Source organism: Arthrobacter sp. NPDC089319 (assembly GCF_040684925.1).
Lineage (GTDB): Bacteria > Actinomycetota > Actinomycetes > Actinomycetales > Micrococcaceae > Crystallibacter.
Window position 1 is genome coordinate 51,724 of record NZ_JBFBGZ010000005.1, and the last position, 25,020, is coordinate 76,743.

Here is a 25,020-nt window from a genome sequence, read left to right on the forward strand (position 1 = left end):
TCAGTGGTCCGCAACATCAACATCGAGGCGATCGAAAACGGCATCGGCGTCAGCTGGTCCACGGTTGAGCAGTTCCTGGCCGGCATCGGCGCCACAACGCTGAGCCACAAGGACATTGCCCTGGCCTTGAACGAGTCCGGTTTGGCCGAGGGCTGGTGGGCGCAATCGGCGACCATTGCCTTCGAACAGCAGATCGGCCGGCGCCAGCCCGGCCAGGACTGCGACGGCGAGTTCCAGACCTCGGTGAGCAAGACGGCACGCGGCAGCATGGACCAGGCGCGGGATCAGTGGATTGCCGTGATCGGCGGAGCGGAGGAATTCTCGGGCATAGCGGTCACCCGCGGACCCGAGTTGAGCGACTCCGCAAAGTGGCGTTACTGGCGCTGCGGCTTGGCGGACGGCTCCCGGGTCAATGTGCACATCTACGAGAAGGCCGCAGGAAAGGCTTCCGTCGGCCTACAGCACGAACGGCTGGAGTCGGTCGAGCAGCTCGATCACTGGCGGGCCTTCTGGAAGGCCAAACTCGGCGAGCTGGCCTGACCGCGGCCCTTGCGCCTCGACGCCGGAGAACTAGCGGGACCCTGGCTGGCCGCTTGATGCGGAACGCGGTCTGCCGCGGTTTCTGACGCTCTTCCAGATGAATTCCAGCAGGAGCGCCGCGGCGAGGATGACCACAAAGGCGATCGCGGTCTTCGGCTCGTCAGCCAAGGTGGTCAGGGCGAAGACCACGAGGGTGCCCAACGCTGCAACGACCGCGACGATGAGCACAATCAAGCTCGCATGCGTTTCCCGGTAGGTCTTGAAATGGGCTGCCGTGATCGTCGAGAAGATCAGGAGCGCCACCGCGCCGCCGAGCGAGGCGATGCTGTTCAGATCAAGCGCGATGACCATAAAGATCGTGAGCAGCGCCATGACCACCAGGCCGACCGGTGCGCGGCGACCGATCTGCCGGCCGAAGACGGGGGGAAACTGCCCGGTCCCAGCCAGATGACCGCATTGCTGCGCCGCGATCTCTGACTTTGCCGTTCCTCCGCATCCGTGGCCACTCCCATCATGGCTGAAGCTTGCGCCCCGGTGCTTCCGAACGGGTTGACCCCATGAGTCGACCACGAGCGCTCGGTAGAGCATCATCCGTATTGGGTGAGAACCCGCAGTGGGGTGAGCAGCTACATTGACCCGTGGCGGGCGGAGCGCGGACGTGGCGCCGCCGAGGACCGCCCAAAAGGCAACATCGGCGAGTTAAGGGGGTCGGCGGCCAACCGGAGCGAAGCCCATGTCTCCTTCCGCCGGTATTCCCTTGCAGCAGAGATCACCCTGCTCGGGCGATGCCGGATAGGCGGAGGCTCTGGGACGATCCAGAGCATCAGATCGGTACCTCGACGTCACCGCTGGTACAGGCGAGTGAGCGTGGGGCAGCGTCGACGTGGTTTACCCGGAGGTGGACGCCATGCACAAACCGTCCCACGCGATCGCAAGGCTGCGGACAGCGATGCCCCGGCCGAGGAGGTCTTGATGAGCACCGCCGACTCCTCCGCCGGCCGTGCCGGCGCTTCGGGCACGCGCGGCACCAACCCTCCCGCCGTCGCCTATATCTCGTGGGTGGCGCTGGCACTCATGACCACCGCTTCGGTGGCGAGTCTGAGGCCGTCGCCGACCATGGCGGTGTATGGGCTGGCTGCGGTTTTCCTGTACCTTGTGCCGGCGATCGTCTTCCTGCTGCCGACCTCGCTGGTCTCGGCGGAACTGGCGTCGGGGTGGAAGGGCGGCGTGTACAACTGGGTGGCAACAGGCATTTCGAAGCCCATGGGCTTCCTTGCCGTTTGGTGTCAGTTCGCCATGACGATCTTCTACTATCCGACGCTTCTCGGGTTCGTCGCTTCGACGCTCGCCTACGTGATCAACCCCGACCTCGCGAGCAGCGGCCCCTGGACCGCGCTGGTGATCATGGTCTGCTACTGGTCGGGCGTACTCATATCCTCCCGGGGCACCAAGGGCGTCGCCGGTCTTGCCGGTGCTGGCCTGATCATCGGAACGCTGATTCCCGGAACCCTGCTGGTGCTCCTCGGCGCCGTCTTCCTCGGCCAAGGGAACCCGTCGGCGGCGCCCATGACGGCCGCCAACTTCTTCCCGGAGTGGGCCGGTCTCGCCAGTCTGGTGCTCATCGTCAACAACTTCCTGTCCTACAGCGGCATGGAGATGAACGCGGTGCATGTGTCGTCGCTGCGCCAGCCCGATAAGGAGTTCCCGAAAGCGATCTTCCTGGCGATGGGCTTGGTGCTGCTGATCTTCATCCTGCCGGCCCTGGCCATCAGCTGGATCGTTCCGGCCGATCAGCTCTCGCTCACCGCGGGCGTCATGCAGGCGTTCGACGCGGTGCTCGCCGTGTTCAGCTGGCAATGGCTCACCCCGATCATCGGCATCGCGCTGGTAGCTGCCTCGCTCGGCGGTATGCTGACCTGGCTTGCCGGGCCTTCGAAGGGCCTGCTGCTCATCTCTCGGCAGGAGGGGTATCTTCCCCCGTTCCTGCAGAAGCTGAACAAGAACGGCGTGCAGCAGAACCTGCTGGTGACGCAGGGGGTCGTGACCACGGTGATCGCTCTTGGCTACGCGCTCATCCCCAGCGTATCGAGCGCCTACTGGATCTTCTCCGTGATCACCACGCAGGTCTACCTGATTATGTACCTGCTCATGTTCGTGGCGGCCGTGCGACTGCGGCGCAGCCACCCGGACCACCCCCGCGGATACCGCGCCCCGATGCTCGTCGGTTTGTGCGGCGTCGGCTTCGCGGCATCGCTCGCCGCGCTGCTCGTCGGGTTCATTCCGCCGTCGCAGTTCGGCGGCGGCAACCCGTGGATCTACTTCGTGATCGTCGGCGGCGGCGCGCTTGGCCTAGGGCTGCTCATACCGTGGCTGTTCTACCGGTTCCGGAAGCCGTCCTGGAAGTCGCCGGACGCAGCCAGCGAGTCGGAGGAGGCCGCGGCATGAGTACTGTAACCGAGCAGCAGAGTCCACGCCAACGATCGGTGATCTACGTGGTGGTGACGGTGGTCCTTGTCATCCTCGCCGTGTGGGCTGTGGTTGCGTTCAGCGCCGCACGCGAGAGTCAGCGGGCCGAGGAGAAGGCCACCGAACTCGTTCAGGTACTCAAAGACGCCGGCGCGACAGCTGCGCCCGCGCCGGAGGTCGTGGCCCGTGTGCTCGGCGACGACGGCGGCTCCGTATGTGCCAATCCCAACCGGGCACTCAGCCGCTCGACGCTCTACGCACTGCTCACGAACGGTGCAAGCGGGCCCGGGATCCGCCCGGTCTTGGTGGACAACGCCCTCTTCCGCGGGCAGTTAGCGATCATCAAGGTCTATTGCCCCGATGAACTGAAGGAGTTCCAGCAGTTCGTCGACAGCCTCGAAACGACCGACTCGGCGAACGGATGACCATGGACCTGCGCGTCCGGATCAGCGAACTCATGGCAACCGTGCGTGCGGAGCTCTCGGAGCTTGTGGCCATGCAGTCCGTAGCCGACCCGCGCCAGTTCCCGCCCGAGGAATGCATGAGGACGGCGGAGTGGGTGCGCGACAGATTCACCGCGCTCGGCTTCGCCGATGCGCGTCTTGAACTCACCCCGGACGGGAGCCACGCCGTCGTCGGGCGGCGCATCGCCGCAGACCCGGCCGCCCCGACGGTGTTGCTCTACGCGCACTATGATGTGCAACCGCCGCTCGATGAGTCCGCGTGGCGCACGCCGCCGTTCGAGCTTACCGAGGTTGACGGCCGCTGGTACGGACGCGGGGCAGCAGACTGCAAAGGCAACATTGTGATGCACCTGCTGGCGCTGAGAGCGCTCGGAGACGACATACCGGTGAACCTGAAACTCGTCGTTGAAGGTTCCGAGGAACAGGGCACCGGAGGCCTTGAATCGTTCGTGGAAGCCAACCCCGATGTCCTGCGCGCGGACACAATCCTGGTTTGCGACACCGGAAATGCGGCGGTCGGGCGACCCGCGGCAACCGTCAGCCTGCGCGGCATGGCGAACGTCGTCGTCACCGTGCAGGCACTCGCCTCCGAGGTGCATTCGGGCATGTTCGGCGGACCGGCGCCCGACGCGCTGGCCGCTCTCGTCGAGATGCTCGCCGACCTCCGCGACAGGAAGGGCAACACGACGATCGCGGGGCTCGACGCGACCCGTTCATGGCAGGGCGAGCCATATCCGTCCGAGCAGTTCCGCACCGACGCCGGCGTGCTCGACGGGGTGGAACTGCTCGGCGACGGAACGGTCTCGGACATGCTGTGGGCGCGGCCCGCCGTGACGGTGCTGGGCATCGACTGCCCTCCAGTGACGGGCTCTTCGGCCGCGATCGTGCCGCGGGCGGCCGCTCGGCTCAACCTCCGGATACCGCCAGGTACGGATGCTAACGAGGCCCACGACGCGTTGGTCGCGCAGTTGCGTGCCACCGCCCCCTGGGGCGTGAATGTGGACGTGCGGACCGAAGCGATCGGCTCTCCGTTCGAGGCATCCGTCGACGGACCGGGGTTTGGCGCGATGGGCGCGGCGATGCAGGAGGCGTACGGCACCCCGATGACCATGCTCGGGCAGGGAGGGTCCATCCCGCTGTGCAATGTGCTTGCCGATACCTATCCGGAAGCGGAGATCATCCTGATGGGTGTGGAGGAGCCGCTCGCGCTCATCCACGCACCGAACGAAAGCGTGGACCCCGGGGAAATCGAGCACTTGGCGCTGAGTTTGGCGTTGTTCCTGCGCGGCTACGGCGCCTGACCCGCGGCGCGTGAGGCCGGGTTTTGGGTACCGCCGTCGGATTCGGATCCGGTCTCCGTTAGGCCATCAGTGGCACCGCGGATTACAATGGAGTGCCTACCCGCATCCGGGCACGGCGCTGGCTGTCCGATATTAGGCCCAGGTTCCATGTAATCCACGGAAGAGTAATCCCGCATGTCTGAAACCACCGCATCGACGCAGAGCGCCGTTCGCAGCGACCTTCGCAACGTCGCCATCGTAGCCCACGTCGACCACGGGAAGACCACCCTCGTGGACGCCATGCTGAAGCACACAGGAGCCTTCTCCAGCCACGGCGAAACCGAAGAGCGAGTCATGGACTCCGGTGAACTGGAACGTGAAAAGGGCATTACCATCCTGGCCAAGAACACCACTGTGTTCTACTCCGGCCCGGCCGCCCAAGGCGAGACCATCACCATCAGCGTGATCGACACCCCGGGCCACGCCGACTTCGGCGGCGAGGTGGAGCGCGGCCTGTCCATGGTGGACGGCGTGGTCCTGCTGGTTGATGCTTCCGAGGGCCCGCTGCCGCAGACCCGCTTTGTGTTGCGCAAGGCGCTGGCCGCCAAGCTCCCCGTCATTCTGGTGGTCAACAAGACCGACCGTCCGGACGCACGCATCGACGCTGTCGTTGCCGAGGCGATGGACCTGCTGCTGGGCCTGGCTTCCGACCTGGCCGACGAAGTCCCCGATTTGGATCTGGACGCCGTCCTCAACGTTCCCGTGGTCTATGCCTCCGGCAAGGCCGGCCGCGCCTCGCTGACCCAGCCCGCCGACGGCACCCTGCCGGAAGACGAGGACCTGGAGCCGCTGTTCGCCACCATCATGGAACACGTTCCGGCCCCGTCCTATGATCCGGAGGGCGTGCTGCAGGCCCACGTGACCAACCTTGACGCTTCCCCGTTCCTGGGCCGTCTGGCGCTGCTGCGCATCTACAACGGCACCCTGCAGAAGGGGCAGACCGTGGCCTGGGCTCGCCAGGACGGCCAGTTGAAGAACGTTCGGATCTCCGAGCTGCTGGCCACCAAGGGACTCTCGCGTGTTCCGGCGGAATCCGCAGGCCCCGGCGAGATTGTCGCCGTCGCCGGCATCGAGGACATCACCATCGGTGAAACCCTGACCGACGCCGAGAACCCGCAGCCGCTGCCGCTCATTACGGTGGACGATCCGGCCATCTCGATGACCATCGGTATCAACACCTCGCCGCTGGCCGGCAGGGTCAAGGGTGCCAAGGTGACCGCCCGCCAGGTCAAGGACCGGCTGGACAAGGAGCTGGTGGGCAACGTCTCGCTGAAGGTGCTGCCGACCGAGCGCCCGGACGCCTGGGAAGTCCAGGGCCGCGGCGAGCTGGCGCTGGCCATCCTGGTGGAGCAGATGCGCCGCGAAGGTTTTGAGCTGACCGTGGGCAAGCCCCAGGTGGTCACCAAGACGATCGACGGCAAGGTCCACGAACCGATGGAGCACATGACCATCGACGTGCCCGAAGAGTACCTCGGCGCGGTGACCCAGTTGATGGCCGCCCGCAAGGGCCGGATGATCAACATGGCCAACCACGGCACCGGTTGGGTCCGGATGGAATTCATCGTTCCGGCCCGCGGCCTGATCGGCTTCCGTACCCGCTTCATGACCGAAACCCGGGGTGCCGGCATCGCCGCCTCCATTTCCGAAGGCTACGAGCCGTGGGCCGGGCCGATCGAGTACCGCACGAACGGCTCGATGGTGGCCGACCGGTCCGGCGTGGTCACTCCCTTCGCGATGATCAACCTGCAGGAACGTGGCTCCTTCTTCGTGCAGCCCACCTCGGAGGTCTACGAAGGCATGATTGTCGGCGAGAATTCGCGCGCCGATGACATGGACGTGAACATCACCAAGGAAAAGAAGCTCACCAACATGCGTGCCGCTTCCTCCGACAGCTTCGAGAACCTCACTCCGCCGCGGACCCTCACGCTGGAAGAGTCCCTCGAATTCGCCCGCGAGGACGAGTGCGTCGAGGTCACTCCGGAGGCGATCCGCATCCGCAAGCTGGTCCTGGACGCCAACGAGCGGCTCAAGGCCGCCCGTGCGCGCGCCAGGGCATAAACTGGACCGTATGACAGAGCAGAGGCAACCCGCCGGAGACCACGGCGGGTTGCCTTCCGCTTTTAACCCATCCTTCGAGGCGCCGGAACGGCCTGAAGCACGACGGCGGCGTCCCCCTTTCCAGGGCTGGGGCACCGCTGTCTTCGGAGCGGTGGTGACGGCGGTCGCCGGGACGGCCCTGCACTCACAGATCCTGTATGCCGAGCACGCCAGCTATCCGTGGGGAGCCGCGGCGGCTCTGCTGTTCGCCCTGGCGGTGATGGTCTGGGCCGGGCTCAAGACGCGCAATGTGCTGATGGCCGGACTAACCGGTGTTCTCGCGTATGTCCTGGTTGGACTGATGGCCCTGGCACCGGGAACCGAGGCGCTGATTGTCACGGGGACGTCCGCCGCGGTGGAATTGCCGATTGCCGTGGCCGGCCGGATCTGGATGATCGGGCTGGTGCCGGCCACACTGGCGGCGATGCTGGTCTGCATCTGGGCGCTCAAACCACGGCGGGCGAAAGCCTGATTCCAGGGCCTGACTCCGTCCGGCCGGGGCCTGGTGCGTCCGGCCGGGGGCCTCATTCCGTCCGTGGGCGTGAGGGCGTCAGATGGGGCGAAGGGCGTCAGTTGGCCGTTTGATCCAGATGGTGGGCCAGGAAGATTGAGGTTGCCGTCCCGTCCTCGTCGGCGGGCAGCAGCGCGTATTCCTCGAAGATCGCGCGGATCTTCGCCAGCATCTCGTTGCGGTGTGCGTCGTTGAGCTTGATACCCATCCGCGTCGTTTCGATCTCGTCCGGGGCCAGGCCCTCGATCTCCTGCAGGAAGGTTTCCACCAACACAGGTGCCGCATCCGGCATCTTGGCGCCCCAGGACATCCGGGTGGCACGGTAGGGGACTTCTTTGGCGCCCCGGTTACCCTTGCGTGGTTCTTCGGCCTCGAGGAAGCCGGTGTTGAGCAGCGTGCGCACATGGTGCAGGGACGTGGCCGGATTCAGGCCGAGCAGCTCCGCGATCTCCTTGTTGGTCCGGGACCGGTGCAGGCAGAGCCGGAGAATACGCAGCCTGACCGGTGAGCTGAGCGCCCGCCCGGTGGCTTGCAGGTCCTGATCCGTAGGCATGAATCCAGCATACGACACCTGCGGCAGAATGATTGACTTTCCCCAATCGCTGATCAAGACTTTGACGGTGACCGAGCCTCCTGCCCCGCATGCTGCCGGAGCCACCGCGGAAGCCGAAGGTTCTTAGCCGCGGGAAGCACCGTCGTCGTTATGGCGGGACAGGAACTTCGCCGCCTTCTGGTCCGCCCAAATCATCAGCCAATTCGGGGTCCGGATCGGCCACCTGACCATGCCGGTGCTGGCGGTGGTGATCCTTGGCGCCAGCGAATTCCACGTGGGCGTGCTCACTGCCAGTGCCACCGCAGCGTTCCTGCTGATCGGGCTGCCGGCAGGAGCGTGGGTTGACCGCTGGCTCAAGCGGAGGGTCATGATCGCGGCGGATCTGGTGCGGGCCGCCGCCATGCTGTCCGTACCGCTGCTGTGGTGGATGGACCTGCTGCAGATATGGCACTTGTATGCGGTGGCGGGAGTGCTGGGCCCGGCCACCGTGTTCTTCGATGTGGCCTACCGGAGCTACGTGCCGGTGCTCCCTCGCCGGTCGACTGGGCCAACCGGGGCGCCGCCACCGCCCCCCCCCAGCCGGCCGGGACCTTTCTCGCGGCGGCGCCGGTGCTGTTCTCCCCGCTGTGGTCCCTGCGCCAACTGCCGGACGGCTACGAGGGCTGACGGCCCGCCCGCGGAGCGCGCCGCGGCGGTGCGGGCGGAACCTGCTTCGCCGCCGTCACCGCAGACAACTGAACGACGACGTCCCCGCGCCGCGCCGTCCTGACCGTGCAGGTGTCCGCATCCGCGGCCAGCAGTTCACCGAGCGCGTCCGTGAAGCCGCCCTCTATCCGGTAGCGGACCACCACCCGCGTTCCGGGCGCGGCGGAGGCCAGGAAGGTGACAGGGGCTGAAGGAGTAGCGGGTATCACGTGACCATCCTAGGGGCGAGGCCTCCGGCTGGGGAGATAATGGTCCCAAGCGATACGCTTGGGCTAACTGTTCAGAAAGGTGCTGACGGACGTGACGTACGTAATCGCACAGCCGTGCGTGGATGTAAAAGACAAGGCATGTATTGAAGAATGCCCGGTGGACTGTATCTACGAAGGTGAACGGTCCCTCTACATCCATCCGGATGAATGCGTCGACTGCGGAGCGTGCGAACCAGTATGCCCGGTGGAAGCAATCTACTACGAGGATGACACTCCCGAGGAGTGGGCCGACTACTACAAGGCGAACGTGGAGTTCTTCGACGATCTGGGTTCGCCGGGTGGTGCTGCCAAGCTGGGCAACACCCACAAGGACCACCCGCTGATCGCCGCGCTGCCGCCGCAGAACCAAGACTGAACTCGATGAGCTCTTTCGGCTTGCAGCTGCCGGAGTACCCGTGGGATGCCATGGCGCCCTATGCGCAGAAGGCGGCAGAGCACCCCGGCGGCGCGGTGAATCTGTCCATCGGCACGCCGGTTGACCCTACGCCGGCCGTCATCCGCGAGGCCTTGACCGCCGCCGCCGACGCCCCGGGCTACCCGACCACCCACGGCACCGCCGATCTGCGTGCAGCGGTAGCTGACTGGTTTGCCCGCCGCCGCAATGTTCCCGGCATGGACCCGGAGGCGGTCATGCCCACCGTCGGTTCGAAGGAACTCGTTGCGTGGTTGCCCACCCTGCTGGGGCTCGGCGAGGACGACGTGGTGGTGCGGCCCGTCGTCGCGTATCCCACCTATGACATGGGTGCCATCCTGGCCGGTGCCACCCCGGTGGCTGCCGACAGCCTGGCGGACCTGGACGCTCAGACCCGCAGCCGGGTGAAGCTGGTATGGGTCAACTCGCCGGGAAACCCCACCGGCATCGTCCGGGACCAGGACGAACTGCGTGCCCTCGTGGAGGACGCCCGGACGCTGGGCGCCGTCGTCGCCTCCGACGAATGCTATGCGGAACTGGGCTGGGGGAGTTGGGACACCGCGCGCGGCGGACGGACCGTTCCCAGCGTGCTGAATCCCGTTGTGGCGCAGGGCTCGCATGAGGGCCTGCTGTGCACCTATTCGCTCAGCAAGCAATCCAACCTCGCCGGCTACCGGGCAGCCTTCCTGGCCGGGGACCCGGAACTGATGCGCAATCTGATCAACAGCCGCAAGCACGCGGGCATGATCGTGCCGTTCCCGGTGCAGGCCGCGATGTGTGCGGCGCTGCAGGACGATGCGCACGTTCAGGAACAAAAGAACCTGTACCGGGGCCGGCGGGAGCGCCTGTTGCCGGCGCTGGAGAAGTTCGGCCTGGCGATCCACCACTCCGAGGCCGGGCTGTACCTCTGGGGAACTGCGGGTGAAGATACGTGGACAACCGTGGGCCGTTTTGCCGAACTGGGCATTGTGATCGGCCCCGGGGTGTTTTATGGCGACGCCGGGAACGGCTACGTCCGAGTGGCGCTGACCGGCAGCGATGAACGGATCGACGCCGCCGTCGAACGGCTCTCCTGACCCCGCGAAGGTGGCCGCTGACTGTGGATACGAACAAAAATGTGAGTCGCGGATTAGATATATCGGTGACTGTGCGGGTAGCGTTTTACCCGAGTATGTGCATGCTCAGAGCCACAAGCGCCCGGCGTGCCGTTAGCTTCCAAACCTCCTGAAGGGGACTCAATGACTGAGCAGACCGGTGCCACGCTGCACTTTGCCGGCGGCGAACTCGAACTTCCGCGGCTCAAGGCCGCCGAAGGCAATGACGGTTATGACGTATCCAAACTGCTGAAGCAGACGGGCGCGGTCACCTTCGACCCGGGGTTCATGAACACCGCGGCGACCACCTCCGCCATCACCTACATCGACGGCGACGCCGGCGTGCTCCGCTACCGCGGCTACCCGATCGAGCAGCTTGCCGAGCACTCGTCCTTCCTGGAAGTTTCCTACCTGCTGATCTACGGCGAACTGCCGACGCCCACGGAGTTGGAAACCTTCGACCACAAGATCCGCCGCCACACGCTGCTGCATGAGGAGCTCAAGGGGTTCTTCGGCGGCTTCCCGCGCGACGCCCACCCGATGCCGGTGCTGTCCTCCGCGGTCAGCGCGCTGTCCACCTTCTACCAGGACTCGCTGGATCCGTTTGATGACGAGCAGGTGGAACTGTCCACCATCCGCCTGATGGCCAAGCTGCCGGTGATTGCCGCGTACGCGCACAAGAAGTCGATCGGCCAGGCGCTGCTGTATCCGGACAACTCCATGAACCTGGTGGAGAACTACCTGCGGCTCAGCTTCGGTCTGCCGGCCGAGCCCTACGAACTGGACCCCACCGTGGTCAAGGCGCTGGACCTGCTGCTGATCCTGCACGCAGACCACGAGCAGAACTGCTCCACGTCCACCGTGCGCCTGGTGGGCAGCTCGAACGCCAATATGTTCGCTTCCGTCTCCGCCGGCATCAACGCCCTGTTCGGCCCGCTGCACGGCGGCGCCAACGAGGCCGTGCTGAACATGCTCCGCCAGATCCAGGCCAGCGGCCAGGAGCCGGAGCAGTTCATGGAGAAGGTCAAGAACAAGGAAGAAGGCGTGCGCCTGATGGGCTTCGGGCACCGCGTCTACAAGAACTACGATCCGCGCGCCCGGCTGGTGAAAGCCACGGCGCACGAGATCCTGGGCAAGCTCGGCGGCAACGATGAGCTGCTGGACATCGCCATGCGCCTGGAAGAGAAGGCACTGGCGGATGACTACTTCATCGAGCGCAAGCTGTACCCGAACGTGGACTTCTACACCGGCCTGATCTACAAGGCCATGGGCTTCCCGGAGAAGATGTTCACCGTGCTATTCGCCATCGGCCGCCTGCCCGGCTGGATTGCCCAGTGGCGCGAGATGATCAAGGATCCGCAGACCAAGATCGGCCGCCCGCGCCAGCTGTACACGGGCGCCCAAGAGCGCCAGTACCCGGCCCGCTAAACCCCCGGTGGTCGACCAAGCGAGCGCCAGCGAGCGCGTGGAGACCATGCACTAACGCCGAACGGCCCCTGGAGCAATCCAGGGGCCGTTCGCATGTCCGGGAGGAGCAGGGGTTTATCGTAAGCGCGCATCGCCGACGGAGGAACGAGCGCAAGCGAGCCGCGAGGGCCCGGCCTTAGCTTGCGAAGGTCGGGAAGCTGCGAACGGCTAAGCGCGTCGCCGAACCCCTGCAGCCGGTGCCGGTCTAGCTGGCGTAGCCGTTCGGGTTGTTCTTCTGCCAGCGCCAATGGTCCTCGCACATCTGCTCCAGCGTCTTCACGGCGGACCAGCCAAGTTCAGCCAGCGCGGCAGAGGGATCGGCGTAGCTGACGGCGGCGTCGCCGGGGCGGCGGTCGGTCAGCTCGTAGGGGATGTCGAATCCGGCGGCCTTGCCGAATGCGGCAAGCACCTCCAGCACGGACGATCCCTTGCCGGTGCCCAGATTCCAGCGGCGCACTCCGGACCGTTGCGCGATGAAGTCCAGCGCCGCCAAGTGGCCGGCGGCCAGGTCCATCACGTGGATGTAATCGCGCACACCGGTGCCATCCGGCGTCGGGTAATCGCTGCCGAACACCCGGACCTTGTCCCGGCGGCCCACGGCCACCTGGGCCACGAACGGCAGCAGGTTGTTCGGTACGCCGGTGGGATCTTCGCCGATCCGGCCGGACTCATGGGCTCCCACCGGATTGAAGTAGCGCAGCAAGGCCACGTGCCAGCGCGGGTCGGAGGCGCCCAGATCGGACAGGATGTCCTCGATCTGCTCCTTGGTCCGGCCGTAGGGGTTGATGGCGTCCAGCGGCAACTTTTCGGTCAGCGGGACTTCCTCGGTGGAACCGTACACCGTGGCAGAGGAGCTGAAGACAATGGTGCGGACGTTGTGGGCATCCATCGCCCGGAGCAGGTTCAGCGTTCCGCCCACATTGTTGTGGTAGTAATACAGCGGTTTCTCAACGGACTCGCCCACGGCCTTCAGCCCGGCGAAGTGGATCACGGCGTCAACATTTTCAGCCCCCAGCACACGGTCCAACGCGGACTCATCCAGGAGATCGGCCTGATAGAACCGTGCTTCCCTGCCCGACAGTTGCTGGACCCGGCGCAGCGATTCCTCGCTGGAATTGGCCAGATTGTCGAGCACGACCACGTCATGGCCAGCCTCCAGCAGGGCGAGGGTGGTATGCGAGCCGATGAAGCCGGTTCCTCCGGTGACCAAAATTCTCATGGCTACCAGCTTAGTAGCTGGCCCACGTTCCCCCGGCCGGAGCCGCTGCGCGGCCCAGTGGAGGAGCTGGACAGCAAGGTCTAGAGTTGAGCTACCGGCAGCAGCGGAATCCCGTGCAGTAGACCGCAGTGGGAGCATTACGGCTGCGCTGCTCTCGCCGAAAACGAGCGAAAGGATGCGGACCGGATGCACCTCACAGGTGGACCGGGGTGGCAGGTGACCGCCGACACCTCCGGGCATATGCTGCTGGCCCTGTATCTTCGAGACGTTGCCGACCTTGAGGGAGCAGGATCACCGGCGGTCTCGCCGGTGTTGCCCGCCGTCCGCACTGCCGATCCGCGCCAACTGACCGCGCACGTCGGCGGTCCCTCCGCGTTGCGGGGCGAGTGGGAGGAATGGTGGGAAGACCTGGTCCGGGAGCGCCCGGGAAACGCCGCCAAACTCACGCCGCCATCGTTTCCCGCCTTTGCCAACAGCCCGGCCTTGCAGCGGCTGCTTCAGGCCCACTTCGGCGCAGCAATGAGTTGGTCACGGGCCAGGATGGCCGAGTACGGAAAGCTGGCGCAGGAGCGCGAAGCCAAGGGCAAATCAGAGCTGGTCCGCGTACTCGTCCAGGACCGGGAGATGGAACTGGGGCGCGCGGCGCGGTCCTTCGAGTTGAAGCTGATCGAGCTACCGCTGTGCGAGCCCCGCGCCTGGTTCGTGGAGCCGGACCGCATCCTGATGTCCCAAACGCTGATGGACGACGAGTCCACCTTCCGCAGCTACGTGCAGCCGATTGTTGAGCTCATGGTTTAGCTCCGTCCGAACGGTTCACACTTCGGTGCCCTGCGCCACGGTCATCACCACGTAACCGGTGGCGGTATCGGCGGCGACCCACGCGCCGTCGTCGCGCTGCCAGCTCAAGCCCGCATAGGCGACCGACTCCAGGTCGAGCTGCTTCGCGGACGCGACTGCCCACTGGGCAACGGCCCAACCGCGTTGATCGGCTGCGGCCACCCGGAGTTCGCGTCCGGCAACGGCCATGTCCAGACCGGGATGCACGGCGGCCAGCTGCGCCAGCACCGCACTCGGGTCCCCGCTCGCCTCGGCTTCCTTAAGCACGCAGTTCAAAGCGGCAGGGGAGTGGCCGGTCAGCGCCGAAGCAAAGGCCTTGGCCTCGGCCTCGTGGTCCGCATAGGCGAGAGGATAGGCGCTGCGCTGAACCGTCTGGGCGGCGTCGGTCACCGGCATCGACTCATAGTCCGGAACCTTTTCGAGCACCTCGTAGAACTTGTTCGCCGCATACACCGGGTCCTGTACCTGCTCTTCGGTACCCCAGCCCTGCGACGGCCGCTGCTGGAACAACCCGCGGGAGTCCGGGCCGGCCGTATCGCCATAGTCAATATTGCGGAGCTTGGACTCCTGGATGGCCGTCGCCAGGGCAATCGACGCGGCCCGCGCGGGCAGCCCACGCTCGATGGATACTCCGGAGATCAGCGCGGCATTCGCAGCCTGGTCCGGTGCCAGTTCAAAGGTGTCCGAGCCAACCACGGCGGTGCACCGCTCCCTGACCAGGGTCTGGCTCCGGTCAATCACGGTGGCGGCAAAGTAGACGCCGACGCCGACCAGGGCCAGCAGCACGATCAGGCTGACCAGACTTCGTCTGCGGCGTATGCGTGCTGCCCTGGACATGGCGGTGGCGTGGGAATCGGCTAGTTGGCGTGCAGGACGGCGTTGAGTTCGACGCTCTGCCCCTTGCGCGGCAGGACTTCCACTGCGCCGCTGGTGGAGTTGCGGCGGAACAGCAGGCTGGACAGGCCGGACAGCTCAACGGCCTTGACCTGGCGATGGTCCCCGCTGGCCACGTCGAGAAGGCTGACCCGGGTGCCGGCGGTAACGTACAGGCCGGCCTCGACAACGCAATCGTCGCCGATGCTGATGCCGACGCCGGAGTTGGCACCCAGCAAGACACGCTCACCGATGCTGATCCGTTCTTTGCCGCCGCCGGAGAGGGTGCCCATGATCGAGGCGCCGCCGCCGACGTCGGAACCGTCCGCCACAATGACACCCGCAGAGATGCGGCCCTCCACCATGGACGTGCCCAGCGTGCCGGCGTTGAAGTTGACGAAGCCCTCATGCATCACGGTGGTGCCGGCGGCCAAATGCGCGCCCAGCCGGACGCGGTCGGCATCGGCAATGCGCACGCCGGAAGGGACCACGTAATCAACCATGCGGGGGAACTTGTCCACGCCGTACACAGTCACCGGCCCGCGGCGGCGCAAACGGCGGCGAACTGATTCGAAGCCTTCCACGGCGCAGGGACCGAAATTAGTCCACACCACATTGGCCAACTGGCCGAAGACGCCGTCCATGTTCAGCGAGTTGGGTTCCACGAGGCGGTGGGAGAGCAGGTGCAGGCGAAGGTAGGCATCCGCGGTGTCCGCCGGAGGAGCGTCCAGGTCGATGCTGCGGCTGAGGACCTCAAGATGGGTGCCGCGGTCGGCGTCGGCGCCGTCGGCGGCATCGGCCGCCAGATCGGCTTCGGCTTCTTGGGCCGCCGGCGGGGTACCCAAGGCCGGGGCTGGATACCAGACATCCAGGACGGTGCCGTCGTCGGTGACGGTGGCCAAGCCGGTGCCATAGGCGGTGCGGGGCGCGGTTACAGCCGTGGTGCTCTCAGTCATGGTTTCAAGTCTACCGAGCGCGCTTGGCGCCTTCGGTACGTTGATGGCACCGCGGGTCGGCTGGCTAAGCTGGGGAAGTGACTTCTACCATCGCCCTGGACCTGACCGCCGACGTCGCCGACCTGACGGCCTCGCTGATCGACATCAACAGCGTTTCCGGGAACGAAACGGTACTGGCCGACGCCGTCGAGGACGCCTTGCGGAATCTGCCCCATCTCGACGTGGTCCGGGATGGCGACGCCATTGTGGCCCGCACGCAGTTGGGCCGGAGGGAACGGGTCATCCTGGCCGGGCATCTGGACACCGTGCCGCTGCCGACCACTGCCGGCTCCCGCGGTACCGTGCCGTCGGCCTGGCACGGGACTGTGCTCTACGGGCGGGGCGCTACCGACATGAAGGGCGGGGTGGCCGTGCAACTGGCCTTGGCCGCCGAGCTGACCGCGCCGGCCCGCGATGTCACCTACGTGTTCTACGATCACGAGGAAGTTGAAGCATCCCTGAGCGGGCTGGGCCGGTTGGTGCGCAACCACCCGCAGTTGCTGCAGGGCGACTTCGCCATCCTGCTGGAACCAACCGACGGAACGGTGGAAGGCGGCTGCAACGGCACCGCCCGGTTCGAGGTCGGCACCGTCGGGCAAGCAGCACATTCCGCACGCGCCTGGATGGGGGTCAACGCCATTCACGCTGCGGCGGAGATCCTGGTCCGGCTCCGCGACCATGAACCGGCCACCGTGACGGTGGACGGGCTGGACTACCGCGAGAGCCTGAACGCCGTGAAGATCAATGGCGGCACGGCCGGAAACGTCATCCCGGACGGCACCACGGTGGAAATCAACTATCGGTTTGCCCCCGACAAGTCGCCCGAGGACGCCGAGCAGTATGTGCGCAATCTGCTGGATGGCTTCTCCGTGGTGCGCACCGATGCTGCGGCCGGGGCCCGCCCCGGCCTGAACCACCCCGCCGCCGCCGACTTTGTTGCCGCCGTGGGGGCGGAGCCCAAGCCCAAATACGGCTGGACCGACGTGGCACGCTTCAGCGAGCTGGGCATTCCGGCGGTGAATTTCGGCCCCGGCGACGCACTGCTGGCCCACACCGACAACGAACATGTGCCGGCGGAGGCCATCCGTCAATGCCTGGCCGCGCTCCGGCGCTGGCTGGCTGACTGACGTTGTGGCCGGCTCCGTAGGATCAGGCTGCCGACCTAACGGTGAAGGGGAGGATGCGCAGGCATCCTCCCCTTCCTTGTCCCGCTGTCCAGCCGAGATCAGATCTTGGTGGCCATCGGCTGGGTGGTCAGCGGCTTGGTTTCGCCCGCCGTCCGGCTGCTCAGGAACCTGGACAACCAGTTTGCCAACCACGACAGGGCAAAGTTGATGATGATGAAGAGGACAGCAGCTACTGTCAGCGCCTGCAGAATCGGCCCGGCGGAACCGTAGATCTGCAGAGACCGCAGCAGTTCCGCGTAGGTGATGATGTAACCGAGGGCGGAGTCCTTCAAGATCACCACGAACTGGCTGACCAGGGCCGGTAGCATGGCCACGAGCGCCTGCGGCAGTTCGATGTTCCGCAACGACTGGCTCCGCGTCATGCCGATGGCCATGCCGGCCTCGCGCTGGCCCTTGGGCAGGCCGAACACACCCGAACGGACCAGCTCGGCGATGACCGAACCGTTGTACAGCGTCAACGCCACCACGACGGCGTAGAACGGAATGTCAGCCGGTGTGCCAATCTGCAGCTGTCCAAAGAGCAGATAGAAGAAAATCATCATCAGCAGCACGGGGACGGCCCGCAAAAATTCGACAATCACGCCGCAGATCCGGCGGAGCGTGGCGTTCGCGGCGAGCCGGCCCACGCCAAAGAGCAATCCGAAGATGACCGAGGTGACAATGGCCACCGCGGCGGCCTTAAAGGTATTCATCAGGCCCGGCAGAATGGTGAACTGCCAGACTTCGGCGGTCAGGAAGGGGCTCCACAGTTCGGGTGCCAATTGGCCTTTGTCGCTGAGACCCTTCAGCACAAAGAACGCTGCGGCTACGAATACGACGATTCCGAGGATGTTGGTTCCCAGGATCCTCGCCCTGGCCTTGGGGCCGGGCGCATCGAAGAGGACGCTTTGCTTGACGCTCATCGTGCCACCGCCAGTTTCGTCGAGAGCCATGTGGTCAGTAGGCCGATGGGTATCACGATGAGAACGAATCCGGCGGCAAAGGTGGCGAAAATAGCCAGAATGACGTCGGGCCGGAATTCAATCATGGTCTTCATCAGGCCGGCGGCTTCGGGGACCGACGCGGCCGCTGCCACGGTGGTGTTTTTGGTCAGAGCGATCAGCGTGTTGCCAAGTGGGGCAATGGCTCCGCGGAAGGCCTGCGGCAGAATGATGATCCTGGCCGCCGGCAGGAAGCTGAGGCCGATGGCACGTGCCGCTTCGGCCTGGCCTAGCGGCACGGTATTGACACCGCTGCGGATGGCTTCGCAGACGAAGGCGGCGTGGTAGACGGTCAAGCCGACAACGGCCCAGAGGAAGAAGTTGAAGTTGAAGTCGCTTGAGAGGTTGATTTGCAGCTGGAACACGAGGACCAAGATGCAGAAGGTCATGATGATGGTCAGCGGCGTGTTGCGGAAAATATTGACGTATGCAGAACCTACCCATTGAAAGCTGGGCACGGGAGAGATACGCATCAGCGCCAGGACAGTGCCCAGGACCGCGGAGCCCAGTGCGGCCCAGAACGCGAGCTGGATATTGACCCAGAAGGCTCCGACGACGTCATAGCTCTCCAGCGCCGTCAGAAAGCTCTGGAAATACTCGGACAAACTGTCCATCCCCTTTCGGTGGGAAGAGGCGTGTCATGCTGTGGGGCGGGAATGCCCCGCCCCACAGCAGTTCTGGCTAGGCGCAGGCTTCGCCCGGCTTCGGCGGGTTCAGCTTGGTGTTGTAGGAGTAGTCGACGCCCTCTGTGTTCTTCTTCAGGGCCTCTTCCCACGAGCCGTCTTCGACCATCTTGTTGATCGCGGCGTTGATATCGGCGCACTTGTCGGTGCCCTTCGGCAGACCGACGCCGTAGTTCTCCTCGGAGAACGGGTTGCCGACCACCTTGTACTTGCCGGCATTGTTCGGCTGCGCGGCCAGGCCGGCCAGGATGATGTCGTCGGTGGTCACCGCGTCGATCTGGCCGCCCTGCATGGCGGTGACGCATTCTGCGTAGCTGGGCCGCTCGACCAGGTTCACGTTGGAGGCGTGCTCGTCCTTGATCCGCTGGGCCGAGGTGGAGCCGGTCACCGAGCAGAGGTTCTTTCCGTTGAGCGAGTCCGGGCCGGTGATGGAAGTGTCGTCCGCACGGACCAGCAGATCCTGGCCGGCCACGAAGTACGGGCCGGCGAAATCGACAGTCTTCTTCCGCTCATCGGTGATGGAGTAGGTCGCGAAGATCATGTCCACCTGATTGTTGGCGAGCATGTTTTCGCGGTTGGCCGAGGGCGACTCGACGAATTCGATCTGGCCCTCGGAGTAGCCCAGCTCGTTGGCCACGTACTTGGCTACGTCCACGTCGAAGCCGCTGAACTGGCCGCCGGAGGAAAAGCCCAGGCCCGGCTGGTCGTACTTGATGCCGATGCGGACCTTCTCGCCGCCGCCGCTGCCGCCGGACGCTTCTCCGCCGCCTTCGGTGCCGCCGCCGCCACAGGCGGACAGCACGAGCGCGGCTCCGGCCGCCATCGCAGCCAATCCGTAACGAGTCTTTCGCATGTCTTCTCCTTGCGTTTGTCGACCCTCCTTGGACGGAGGGCCAGGTGTGTAAGGGGTCTTAGTGTTCGAGAATCTTGCCCAGGAAGTCCTTGGCCCGGTCGCTCTTCGGGTTGGTGAAGAATTCTTCCGGCGTGGCCTGCTCCACGATCCTGCCGTCGGCCATGAAAATCACCCGGTCCGCCGCCTTGCGCGCGAAGCCCATCTCATGCGTCACCACGATCATGGTCATGCCCTCCTTGGCCAACTGCACCATGGTGTCCAGCACTTCGTTGATCATTTCCGGATCAAGCGCGGAGGTGGGCTCGTCGAAGAGCATCACCTTGGGCTTCATGGCCAGCGCCCGGGCGATCGCCACGCGCTGTTGCTGGCCGCCGGAGAGCTGAGCCGGCAGCTTCTGCGACTGGTTGGCCACGCCCACCCGCTGCAGCAGGCTCATCGCCAGTTCCTTGGCCTCGGATGGCTTCATCCCCTTGACCTTGATCGGGCCCAGAGTCACGTTCTCCAGAATCGATTTGTGGGCAAAGAGGTTGAACGACTGGAAGACCATCCCGACGTCGGCGCGCAGTTTGGCCAGCGCCTTGCCTTCGGCCGGCAGCTTGGTGCCGTCGACGAGGATCTCGCCGTCGTCGATGGTTTCCAAGCGGTTGATCGCCCGGCAGAGGGTGGACTTGCCCGAGCCGGACGGCCCGATCACCACCACCACTTCGCCTTTGGTGACTTCCAAGTTGATGTCCTGCAGCACGTGGAGGGCACCGAAGTGCTTATTCACGTTCTTCAAGGAGACCAGCGGCTGACCCGTCGGGGTGGCAGACCTGGCTCCGGTTGCCGCCGCCGGAGCAGCAGGCGGCGTTTCACTATGCGATTCGTCACTGGTCATGGAACGAATCTAGCGAAAGATTCCCTTCAAGCAATGCATTGGCGACAGGACGGTCGGAATTGTGATTCAAGAGCAACCTGCCCGAGGAGGGCCAAAAACGCCGAATCCTTAGCCGAATCGATGGAAAAACCGCCCCGGACGGCCGCCGAATCTGTAGCCTTGGGAAATGACAAACCAGCAAGATGTTCCGCTGCCGTCCCAACGCCCCGGCGCTCCGAAGATCCGTTTCAAGGGACCGGTGGAACTGCGGCGCGGCCAAGCGGACATCCCGCAGGCCGATCAGTATCTGTTGGATACCAAGGACCGGGCGGAATTCACGCATACGGATCCCTGGCGGGTGCTGCGGATCCAAAGCGAATTCGTGGAAGGCTTCGGCACCTTGGCCGATCTTGGCCCGGCGATCAGTGTCTTCGGCTCCGCCCGCACCAAGTCGGGCAGCAAGCATTACGCCATTGCGGAAGAAATTGGGCGTTTACTGGTCCGGCAGAACTTTGCCGTCATTACCGGCGGCGGTCCCGGTTCGATGGAAGCGGCCAACAAGGGGGCCAGCGAGGCCGGTGGCGTTTCCGTGGGACTGGGCATTGAGTTGCCGTTTGAGCAAGGGCTGAACAACTGGGTGGATCTGGGCATCAATTTCCGGTACTTTTTCGCCCGCAAGACCATGTTCGTGAAGTACGCCCAGGGGTTCATTGTGCTGCCCGGCGGCCTGGGCACCTTGGACGAACTGTTCGAGGCGATGGTGCTGGTCCAGACCAAGAAGGTGACGTCCTTCCCGATTGTGCTCGTTGGCACCGCTTTCTGGTCGCCGCTGATCGACTGGATCCGGAACACCCTGCTGACCGAGACCATGATCGCGGAGGTCGACCTGGACCTGATCAGCGTGGTGGACACGGCCGAGGAAGCGGTCCAACAGATCGTTTCCGGGTTGTCTGCCCGCACGGGTTTCTAAGCCAGCGGTACACGCACTCTGGCACGATGGTCCTGTGAGCGTATTTCTGGTTTTCCTTGCCATCGCCGTCGCCGGCGCGGCTGCTGTTGCCGCGTCCGGACGCTGGGGGCGGAAGAAGGCAACCAGCGACGATGACGCCGCCGGCGGCTGGGAAGTGGGACACGTGGCCGCCCTCCACGGACTGAGCGAGCATGAGGCGCGGCTGCCAGCGGTGCTGCTGCCAGAACATCCGCGCGCCGAAGACCTGGACAGCCTGCGGTTTTCCACCGCCTTGCGGGGCTACCGGATGGACCAAGTGGACGAAGTGCTGGAGGTCCTGCGGTCCGAACTGGGTGCCAAGGAGCGGCTGATCCGGCAGTTGAGCCAGCCACAGCACGACGGCGGGTCCCGCCCGGCGCGGGAAGGGTGACTCGGGTGCAGGACCGTCTCCCGCGGACGCGGGTGCTGCGGGAGGCCGTGAACGCCGAGTTTTTCTTCTGGCGCCAACGGATCGCCGGCTGGCCGTGGTGGATTCAAGTCACTCTGCTCTATGCCGCCTCACGGGTGTATTCGCTGGTGGTCTTCCTGGCGGTGGCCCGGCAGCAAGGCCCGAATCCGTGGACCGACGCGCACCCGGACTATCTCTCCTTCATCGGCATTTGGGACAGCGCCTGGTACCACCAGGTCTATGTGGAAGGCTATCCGTCAGACATTCCGCGCGGTGTGGATGGGCGGGCGGTGGAGAACCAATGGGCGTTCTACGCCCTCTTCCCCGGCATTGTGCGCGGCCTGGCGGCAGCCACCGGGCTGGGCTGGCAGGTGCTGGCCCCGCTGGTGGCCACCATCGCCGGCTTTGCGGCCGTGCTGGTGATCTTCAAACTCTTCCGGCGGTACGCACCGCACGGCACCGCACTCTGGGCCGTGGCGTTTGTGGCGGTCTTTCCGGTCTCGCCGATCCTCCAGGTGCCGTACGCGGAGTCGCTGAACCTGGCGCTGCTGGCGGCGGCGCTGTTGCTGCTGGTGCAGCGGAAGTACCTGCTGGCGATTCCGGTGGTGGTGCTGATGTGCCTGTCCCGACCGGTGGGCGTGCCGTTCGCGGCGCTGGCCGGCCTGCACCTGCTGTGGCGGATCAAGCGGCGCCGCCCGGACCCACTGGACACCCCGGAGTTCCTCCGCGCGGCAGCGCTGGCGCTGGTCAGCTGTGCCGCCGCCGTGGCCTGGCCGGTGTTGGCCTGGTGGGTCACCGGGGAGCCGACCGCCTACACGGACACGGAAACTGCCTGGCGGGGTGATGACCTGGTGCTGTTCAGGCCGTGGTTCGACATGGGCGTGCACTTGTTCGGGCCGGTGGGCGGCATGATGGCGCCCCTGCTGCTGGTCGCCGCGGCGGCCTGGTTCTTGTGCAGCCCGCCGGTCCGGAGCATTGGCGCCGATTTGAGACTGTGGTGTGTCTGCTATCTGGGCTACCTGCTCGCCTTCCTGCACCCGCAGACCAGCACGTTCCGGCTGATGCTTCCGCTCTTCCCGCTGGCCCTGGCAGCGGCCTTCGTGTCCCGCAGCCGGGCCTACCGTTTCTGCCTGGCCGTGATGTTCCTGGCGGGGCAGATTGTCTGGGTCGCCTGGCTCTGGTCGTGGTCGCAACTGCCCGGCGGCGGGGACTATCCGCCGTAGCGGCGGGCCGGGGTCCGCCGCACCGCGCCGGGGCGGAATTAGCACCCGGTTGTGATGTACGCGATAATAGAAAGTGGTTGGACATGGCGGCCACACAAATGAAGGCCGTTGATGTGAGGTTGGCGGGCAGTGCGATCACGGATCGGACTGCCCCATGGCGGAAGGGAATTCCCAGATGGCTGCGATGAAACCGCGTACCGGTGACGGTCCGATGGAAGTAACCAAGGAGGGGCGCAGCCTCATCCTGCGGGTTCCCATCGACGGCGGCGGGCGTCTGGTGCTGGAACTCAACGCCGAAGAAGCGGGCAACCTCAAAGACTGCCTGCTGGGCGTGACCAGCGACGTGGCGAGCTAGGAACCGTTTGCTGTGAGCCGCGTTCCCGCCTCCGCAGCGGAACACACCGCCCACACTCTGGAGTCGACCCTGACCGAACCGCCGATGGCGCAGGTCCGGGCACACTCCCCGCTTGGTCGAGGAGAATCGCCGGTCCGGGGCGCCGCCGGCGTCGCGGTGGTTGCCGTGCCGATTGCGGCGGGCGAGGTCGGCGCTGAGCGGGCCACGCCACAACCACGCCACGGTGCGGGAGAAGCGGCGGCGGACTTCGGCGTCGACGTGGTGGCCTTGGCCGAGGTCCACGGGATCTCCGGCAAGGCCGGCGACGTGCTGGCTGTGCCCGCCCCGCCGCACTCCCAGGGCCTGCCCTCGCGGCTGGTCCTGATTGGGCTGGGCAGCGGCAGTCCCGCCGAGCTTCGCAAGGCCGGGGCCGCCCTGGCCCGGGCGACCATGGGCACTGAGACGGTGCGCACCACCGCCGTCGACAGTTTGCCCGAAGAGCTGCAGCAGGCGTTTATCGAGGGATTCCTGCTCGGTGGCTACCGGCCTCCGCGTGCGGGTTCCTCGACAGCGCCGCAGCCGATGGCGGCGGTTTTGGAAGTCAGCGGTCTGGCGGAGGGGACGGCCACGGCTGCCTCTGCCGGCGCCCGGGCCACTTGGCTGGTCCGGAATCTGGCGAACATGCCGTCCAACGTTAAGAACCCGGAGTGGATGGCCGGCCAGGCCAGCCGGATCGCCGGCGCCAGCGGCTTGAGCGTCCATGTCTGGGACGAGCAGCAATTGGCTGCCGAGGGCTTCGGGGGGTTGCTGGCCGTGGGATCGGCGTCCCCGACTCCGCCCAGGCTGGTCCAGCTGGACTACACGCCCGCACGCGCCGGCAAGGACACCAAGCACATCGTGATCGTCGGTAAGGGCATTACCTTCGACACCGGCGGGCTGTCCCTCAAGCCGCGTGAGCCCATGGTCCCGATGAAGACCGACATGGCGGGCGCCGGCGTCGTCATGGCCGTGCTCGCCGCCGCCGCGGAGCTGGGGGTGCAGCACCGTGTCACCGGACTGCTAGCCCTGGCCGAGAACTCCATCGGCGCCGGCTCCTACCGGCCGGGCGACGTGGTGACCGTCTACAACGGCACCACGGTGGAGATCGGCAACACGGACGCCGAGGGCCGCATGGTGCTGGCCGACGGACTCGCCTACGCCGTGGCGCGGTTGCAGCCCGACGTGCTGGTGGACGTCGCCACCTTAACCGGTGCCGCATCCATGGGCCTGGGCAAGCGGCACGCGGCGCTTTACGGCACCCTGCCGGGCTTGCTGCGTGCCTTCGAGGCCGCCGGTGAAGCAACCGGGGAGCGGGTCTGGCACATGCCGCTGGACGAGGTAGCCGCCGAGTACAGCTTCGCGCTGGAGTCCGGCATCGCCGACATCTCCCACATTGCCTCGCAGAAGTCGAAGGTCGGCGGCGGATCGATCACCGCGGCGCTGTTCCTGCGCGAGTTCGTGGGCGGGACGCCGTGGATCCATCTGGACATCGCCGGTCCGGCCCGCGCCGACTCCGATCAGGGCGAAGTCACCAAGGGCGCCACCGGCTACGGTGCCCGGCTGCTGTTGTCCTTCCTGCGCTCCTACGGGGGCTAGGCCGGCGAGCCGTGGCCCAGCCCGCAGGTG

General features: G+C 65.8%; 28 protein-coding genes. 17 read left to right on the forward strand and 11 right to left on the reverse strand.

The annotated features are described in order from the left end of the window. The first annotated feature begins 3 nt into the window (after positions 1-3). Positions 4-540: a hypothetical protein gene (locus tag AB0N75_RS08710; RefSeq protein WP_364648068.1), complete on the forward strand. Its 537-nt coding sequence runs from the start codon at positions 4-6 to the stop codon at positions 538-540. Positions 541-570: 30 nt separating this feature from the next. Here AB0N75_RS08710 and AB0N75_RS08715 read toward each other — a convergent pair whose 3' ends face one another. Further along, entirely contained in the window at positions 571-1,131 is a 561-nt protein-coding gene (locus AB0N75_RS08715) for a hypothetical protein (RefSeq protein WP_364648071.1), read from the reverse strand. 381 nt (positions 1,132-1,512) lie between these two features. On the opposite strand from AB0N75_RS08715, the gene AB0N75_RS08720 reads away from it, so the two are divergent. The 5 genes from AB0N75_RS08720 to AB0N75_RS08740 all read left to right on the forward strand — a co-directional run bounded on the left by AB0N75_RS08720 (position 1,513) and on the right by AB0N75_RS08740 (position 7,379). Next, on the forward strand, positions 1,513-2,985 hold the full coding sequence (locus tag AB0N75_RS08720) for an APC family permease (protein WP_364648074.1): 1,473 nt from the start codon (positions 1,513-1,515) through the stop codon (positions 2,983-2,985). Then, positions 2,982-3,431 (forward strand): hypothetical protein, encoded by a 450-nt coding sequence (locus tag AB0N75_RS08725; protein WP_364648076.1) that lies wholly within the window; start codon positions 2,982-2,984, stop codon positions 3,429-3,431. Before AB0N75_RS08720 ends, AB0N75_RS08725 begins: the two co-directional genes overlap by 4 nt. Before the next feature lie 2 nt (positions 3,432-3,433). Continuing rightward, on the forward strand, positions 3,434-4,771 hold the full coding sequence (locus tag AB0N75_RS08730; protein WP_364648079.1) for a dipeptidase: 1,338 nt from the start codon (positions 3,434-3,436) through the stop codon (positions 4,769-4,771). Positions 4,772-4,945: 174 nt separating this feature from the next. Then, complete coding sequence (gene typA / locus AB0N75_RS08735) at positions 4,946-6,868, forward strand: translational GTPase TypA (RefSeq protein ID WP_364648082.1); 1,923 nt, start codon at positions 4,946-4,948, stop codon at positions 6,866-6,868. Between the two features lie 10 nt (positions 6,869-6,878). Continuing rightward, on the forward strand, positions 6,879-7,379 hold the full coding sequence (locus tag AB0N75_RS08740) for a hypothetical protein (RefSeq protein WP_364648085.1): 501 nt from the start codon (positions 6,879-6,881) through the stop codon (positions 7,377-7,379). 97 nt (positions 7,380-7,476) lie between these two features. On the opposite strand, the gene AB0N75_RS08745 is transcribed toward AB0N75_RS08740, so the two are convergent. Further along, complete coding sequence (locus tag AB0N75_RS08745) at positions 7,477-7,971, reverse strand: winged helix-turn-helix domain-containing protein (protein ID WP_364648088.1); 495 nt, start codon at positions 7,969-7,971, stop codon at positions 7,477-7,479. A gap of 123 nt (positions 7,972-8,094) precedes the next feature. Further along, positions 8,095-8,271, reverse strand: coding sequence for a hypothetical protein (locus AB0N75_RS08750; RefSeq protein ID WP_364648091.1), 177 nt, complete (start codon positions 8,269-8,271; stop codon positions 8,095-8,097). Here AB0N75_RS08750 and AB0N75_RS08755 point away from each other — a divergent pair. Next, complete coding sequence (locus AB0N75_RS08755; RefSeq protein ID WP_364648759.1) at positions 8,186-8,740, forward strand: hypothetical protein; 555 nt, start codon at positions 8,186-8,188, stop codon at positions 8,738-8,740. The two genes, AB0N75_RS08750 and AB0N75_RS08755, sit on opposite strands and share 86 nt — an antisense overlap. Here the strand turns inward: AB0N75_RS08755 and AB0N75_RS08760 are convergent. After that, on the reverse strand, positions 8,625-8,885 hold the full coding sequence (locus tag AB0N75_RS08760) for a hypothetical protein (RefSeq protein WP_364648094.1): 261 nt from the start codon (positions 8,883-8,885) through the stop codon (positions 8,625-8,627). The genes AB0N75_RS08755 and AB0N75_RS08760 overlap by 116 nt on opposite strands. A 91-nt stretch (positions 8,886-8,976) precedes the next feature. Here AB0N75_RS08760 and fdxA point away from each other — a divergent pair, with 91 nt between their 5' ends. The 3 genes from fdxA to AB0N75_RS08775 all read left to right on the forward strand — a co-directional run bounded on the left by fdxA (position 8,977) and on the right by AB0N75_RS08775 (position 11,879). Continuing rightward, on the forward strand, positions 8,977-9,300 hold the full coding sequence (gene fdxA, locus AB0N75_RS08765) for a ferredoxin (RefSeq protein ID WP_127511272.1): 324 nt from the start codon (positions 8,977-8,979) through the stop codon (positions 9,298-9,300). 5 nt (positions 9,301-9,305) lie between these two features. After that, a complete protein-coding gene (gene dapC / locus AB0N75_RS08770) occupies positions 9,306-10,433 on the forward strand; it encodes a succinyldiaminopimelate transaminase (RefSeq protein WP_364648097.1) in 1,128 nt (375 codons plus the stop codon). Between the two features lie 162 nt (positions 10,434-10,595). Then, a complete protein-coding gene (locus tag AB0N75_RS08775; protein WP_364648100.1) occupies positions 10,596-11,879 on the forward strand; it encodes a citrate synthase in 1,284 nt (427 codons plus the stop codon). Positions 11,880-12,123: 244 nt separating this feature from the next. On the opposite strand, the gene galE is transcribed toward AB0N75_RS08775, so the two are convergent. Beyond that, a complete protein-coding gene (galE, locus tag AB0N75_RS08780) occupies positions 12,124-13,137 on the reverse strand; it encodes a UDP-glucose 4-epimerase GalE (RefSeq protein WP_364648103.1) in 1,014 nt (337 codons plus the stop codon). A 186-nt stretch (positions 13,138-13,323) separates the two neighbouring features. Between galE and AB0N75_RS08785 the strand changes: the two genes are divergently transcribed. Then, a complete protein-coding gene (locus AB0N75_RS08785; RefSeq protein WP_364648106.1) occupies positions 13,324-13,935 on the forward strand; it encodes a hypothetical protein in 612 nt (203 codons plus the stop codon). A 15-nt stretch (positions 13,936-13,950) separates the two neighbouring features. Here AB0N75_RS08785 and AB0N75_RS08790 read toward each other — a convergent pair whose 3' ends face one another. Together AB0N75_RS08790 and dapD are read right to left on the reverse strand one after the other, a co-directional pair. Further along, positions 13,951-14,811 carry a hypothetical protein gene (locus AB0N75_RS08790; RefSeq protein ID WP_364648108.1) on the reverse strand — a complete coding sequence of 287 codons (861 nt, stop codon included), beginning with the start codon at positions 14,809-14,811 and terminating at the stop codon, positions 13,951-13,953. 20 nt (positions 14,812-14,831) lie between these two features. Further along, entirely contained in the window at positions 14,832-15,803 is a 972-nt protein-coding gene (gene dapD / locus AB0N75_RS08795; RefSeq protein WP_364648111.1) for a 2,3,4,5-tetrahydropyridine-2,6-dicarboxylate N-succinyltransferase, read from the reverse strand. Between the two features lie 77 nt (positions 15,804-15,880). On the opposite strand from dapD, the gene dapE reads away from it, so the two are divergent. Continuing rightward, on the forward strand, positions 15,881-16,969 hold the full coding sequence (gene dapE / locus AB0N75_RS08800; RefSeq protein WP_364648114.1) for a succinyl-diaminopimelate desuccinylase: 1,089 nt from the start codon (positions 15,881-15,883) through the stop codon (positions 16,967-16,969). A gap of 98 nt (positions 16,970-17,067) precedes the next feature. On the opposite strand, the gene AB0N75_RS08805 is transcribed toward dapE, so the two are convergent. From AB0N75_RS08805 to AB0N75_RS08820, 4 genes are all read right to left on the reverse strand, one after another. After that, on the reverse strand, positions 17,068-17,931 hold the full coding sequence (locus AB0N75_RS08805; protein WP_364648117.1) for an amino acid ABC transporter permease: 864 nt from the start codon (positions 17,929-17,931) through the stop codon (positions 17,068-17,070). Beyond that, complete coding sequence (locus AB0N75_RS08810) at positions 17,928-18,623, reverse strand: ABC transporter permease subunit (RefSeq protein WP_364648120.1); 696 nt, start codon at positions 18,621-18,623, stop codon at positions 17,928-17,930. Before AB0N75_RS08810 ends, AB0N75_RS08805 begins: the two co-directional genes overlap by 4 nt. Before the next feature lie 67 nt (positions 18,624-18,690). Continuing rightward, entirely contained in the window at positions 18,691-19,545 is an 855-nt protein-coding gene (locus AB0N75_RS08815; RefSeq protein ID WP_364648123.1) for a glutamate ABC transporter substrate-binding protein, read from the reverse strand. Between the two features lie 58 nt (positions 19,546-19,603). Then, positions 19,604-20,332 (reverse strand): amino acid ABC transporter ATP-binding protein, encoded by a 729-nt coding sequence (locus tag AB0N75_RS08820; protein WP_364648762.1) that lies wholly within the window; start codon positions 20,330-20,332, stop codon positions 19,604-19,606. Between the two features lie 256 nt (positions 20,333-20,588). Between AB0N75_RS08820 and AB0N75_RS08825 the strand changes: the two genes are divergently transcribed. The 5 genes from AB0N75_RS08825 to AB0N75_RS08845 all read left to right on the forward strand — a co-directional run bounded on the left by AB0N75_RS08825 (position 20,589) and on the right by AB0N75_RS08845 (position 24,990). After that, positions 20,589-21,371: a TIGR00730 family Rossman fold protein gene (locus AB0N75_RS08825; protein WP_364648126.1), complete on the forward strand. Its 783-nt coding sequence runs from the start codon at positions 20,589-20,591 to the stop codon at positions 21,369-21,371. A 34-nt stretch (positions 21,372-21,405) separates the two neighbouring features. Then, positions 21,406-21,780 carry a DivIVA domain-containing protein gene (locus tag AB0N75_RS08830; protein WP_364648129.1) on the forward strand — a complete coding sequence of 125 codons (375 nt, stop codon included), beginning with the start codon at positions 21,406-21,408 and terminating at the stop codon, positions 21,778-21,780. Positions 21,781-21,785: 5 nt separating this feature from the next. Continuing rightward, complete coding sequence (locus tag AB0N75_RS08835; protein WP_364648132.1) at positions 21,786-23,021, forward strand: hypothetical protein; 1,236 nt, start codon at positions 21,786-21,788, stop codon at positions 23,019-23,021. 175 nt (positions 23,022-23,196) lie between these two features. Next, positions 23,197-23,376 carry a DUF3117 domain-containing protein gene (locus AB0N75_RS08840; protein ID WP_127511285.1) on the forward strand — a complete coding sequence of 60 codons (180 nt, stop codon included), beginning with the start codon at positions 23,197-23,199 and terminating at the stop codon, positions 23,374-23,376. Positions 23,377-23,388: 12 nt separating this feature from the next. Continuing rightward, complete coding sequence (locus AB0N75_RS08845; protein WP_364648135.1) at positions 23,389-24,990, forward strand: leucyl aminopeptidase family protein; 1,602 nt, start codon at positions 23,389-23,391, stop codon at positions 24,988-24,990. Positions 24,991-25,020 lie beyond the last annotated feature (30 nt).

What these genes read in the sequence shown, in the direction of transcription:
- AB0N75_RS08715 (WP_364648071.1), bottom strand. Translation starts at nt 1,131, where the DNA reads ATGATGCTCTACCGAGCGCTCGTGGTCGACTCATGGGGTCAACCCGTT.
- AB0N75_RS08720 (WP_364648074.1), top strand. Translation starts at nt 1,513, where the DNA reads ATGAGCACCGCCGACTCCTCCGCCGGCCGTGCCGGCGCTTCGGGCACG.
- AB0N75_RS08725 (WP_364648076.1), top strand. Translation starts at nt 2,982, where the DNA reads ATGAGTACTGTAACCGAGCAGCAGAGTCCACGCCAACGATCGGTGATC.
- AB0N75_RS08730 (WP_364648079.1), top strand. Translation starts at nt 3,434, where the DNA reads ATGGACCTGCGCGTCCGGATCAGCGAACTCATGGCAACCGTGCGTGCG.
- typA (WP_364648082.1), top strand. Translation starts at nt 4,946, where the DNA reads ATGTCTGAAACCACCGCATCGACGCAGAGCGCCGTTCGCAGCGACCTT.
- AB0N75_RS08740 (WP_364648085.1), top strand. Translation starts at nt 6,879, where the DNA reads ATGACAGAGCAGAGGCAACCCGCCGGAGACCACGGCGGGTTGCCTTCC.
- AB0N75_RS08745 (WP_364648088.1), bottom strand. Translation starts at nt 7,971, where the DNA reads ATGCCTACGGATCAGGACCTGCAAGCCACCGGGCGGGCGCTCAGCTCA.
- dapC (WP_364648097.1), top strand. Translation starts at nt 9,306, where the DNA reads ATGAGCTCTTTCGGCTTGCAGCTGCCGGAGTACCCGTGGGATGCCATG.
- AB0N75_RS08775 (WP_364648100.1), top strand. Translation starts at nt 10,596, where the DNA reads ATGACTGAGCAGACCGGTGCCACGCTGCACTTTGCCGGCGGCGAACTC.
- galE (WP_364648103.1), bottom strand. Translation starts at nt 13,137, where the DNA reads ATGAGAATTTTGGTCACCGGAGGAACCGGCTTCATCGGCTCGCATACC.
- AB0N75_RS08785 (WP_364648106.1), top strand. Translation starts at nt 13,324, where the DNA reads ATGCACCTCACAGGTGGACCGGGGTGGCAGGTGACCGCCGACACCTCC.
- AB0N75_RS08790 (WP_364648108.1), bottom strand. Translation starts at nt 14,811, where the DNA reads ATGTCCAGGGCAGCACGCATACGCCGCAGACGAAGTCTGGTCAGCCTG.
- dapD (WP_364648111.1), bottom strand. Translation starts at nt 15,803, where the DNA reads ATGACTGAGAGCACCACGGCTGTAACCGCGCCCCGCACCGCCTATGGC.
- AB0N75_RS08805 (WP_364648117.1), bottom strand. Translation starts at nt 17,931, where the DNA reads ATGAGCGTCAAGCAAAGCGTCCTCTTCGATGCGCCCGGCCCCAAGGCC.
- AB0N75_RS08810 (WP_364648120.1), bottom strand. Translation starts at nt 18,623, where the DNA reads ATGGACAGTTTGTCCGAGTATTTCCAGAGCTTTCTGACGGCGCTGGAG.
- AB0N75_RS08815 (WP_364648123.1), bottom strand. Translation starts at nt 19,545, where the DNA reads ATGCGAAAGACTCGTTACGGATTGGCTGCGATGGCGGCCGGAGCCGCG.
- AB0N75_RS08825 (WP_364648126.1), top strand. Translation starts at nt 20,589, where the DNA reads ATGACAAACCAGCAAGATGTTCCGCTGCCGTCCCAACGCCCCGGCGCT.
- AB0N75_RS08840 (WP_127511285.1), top strand. Translation starts at nt 23,197, where the DNA reads ATGGCTGCGATGAAACCGCGTACCGGTGACGGTCCGATGGAAGTAACC.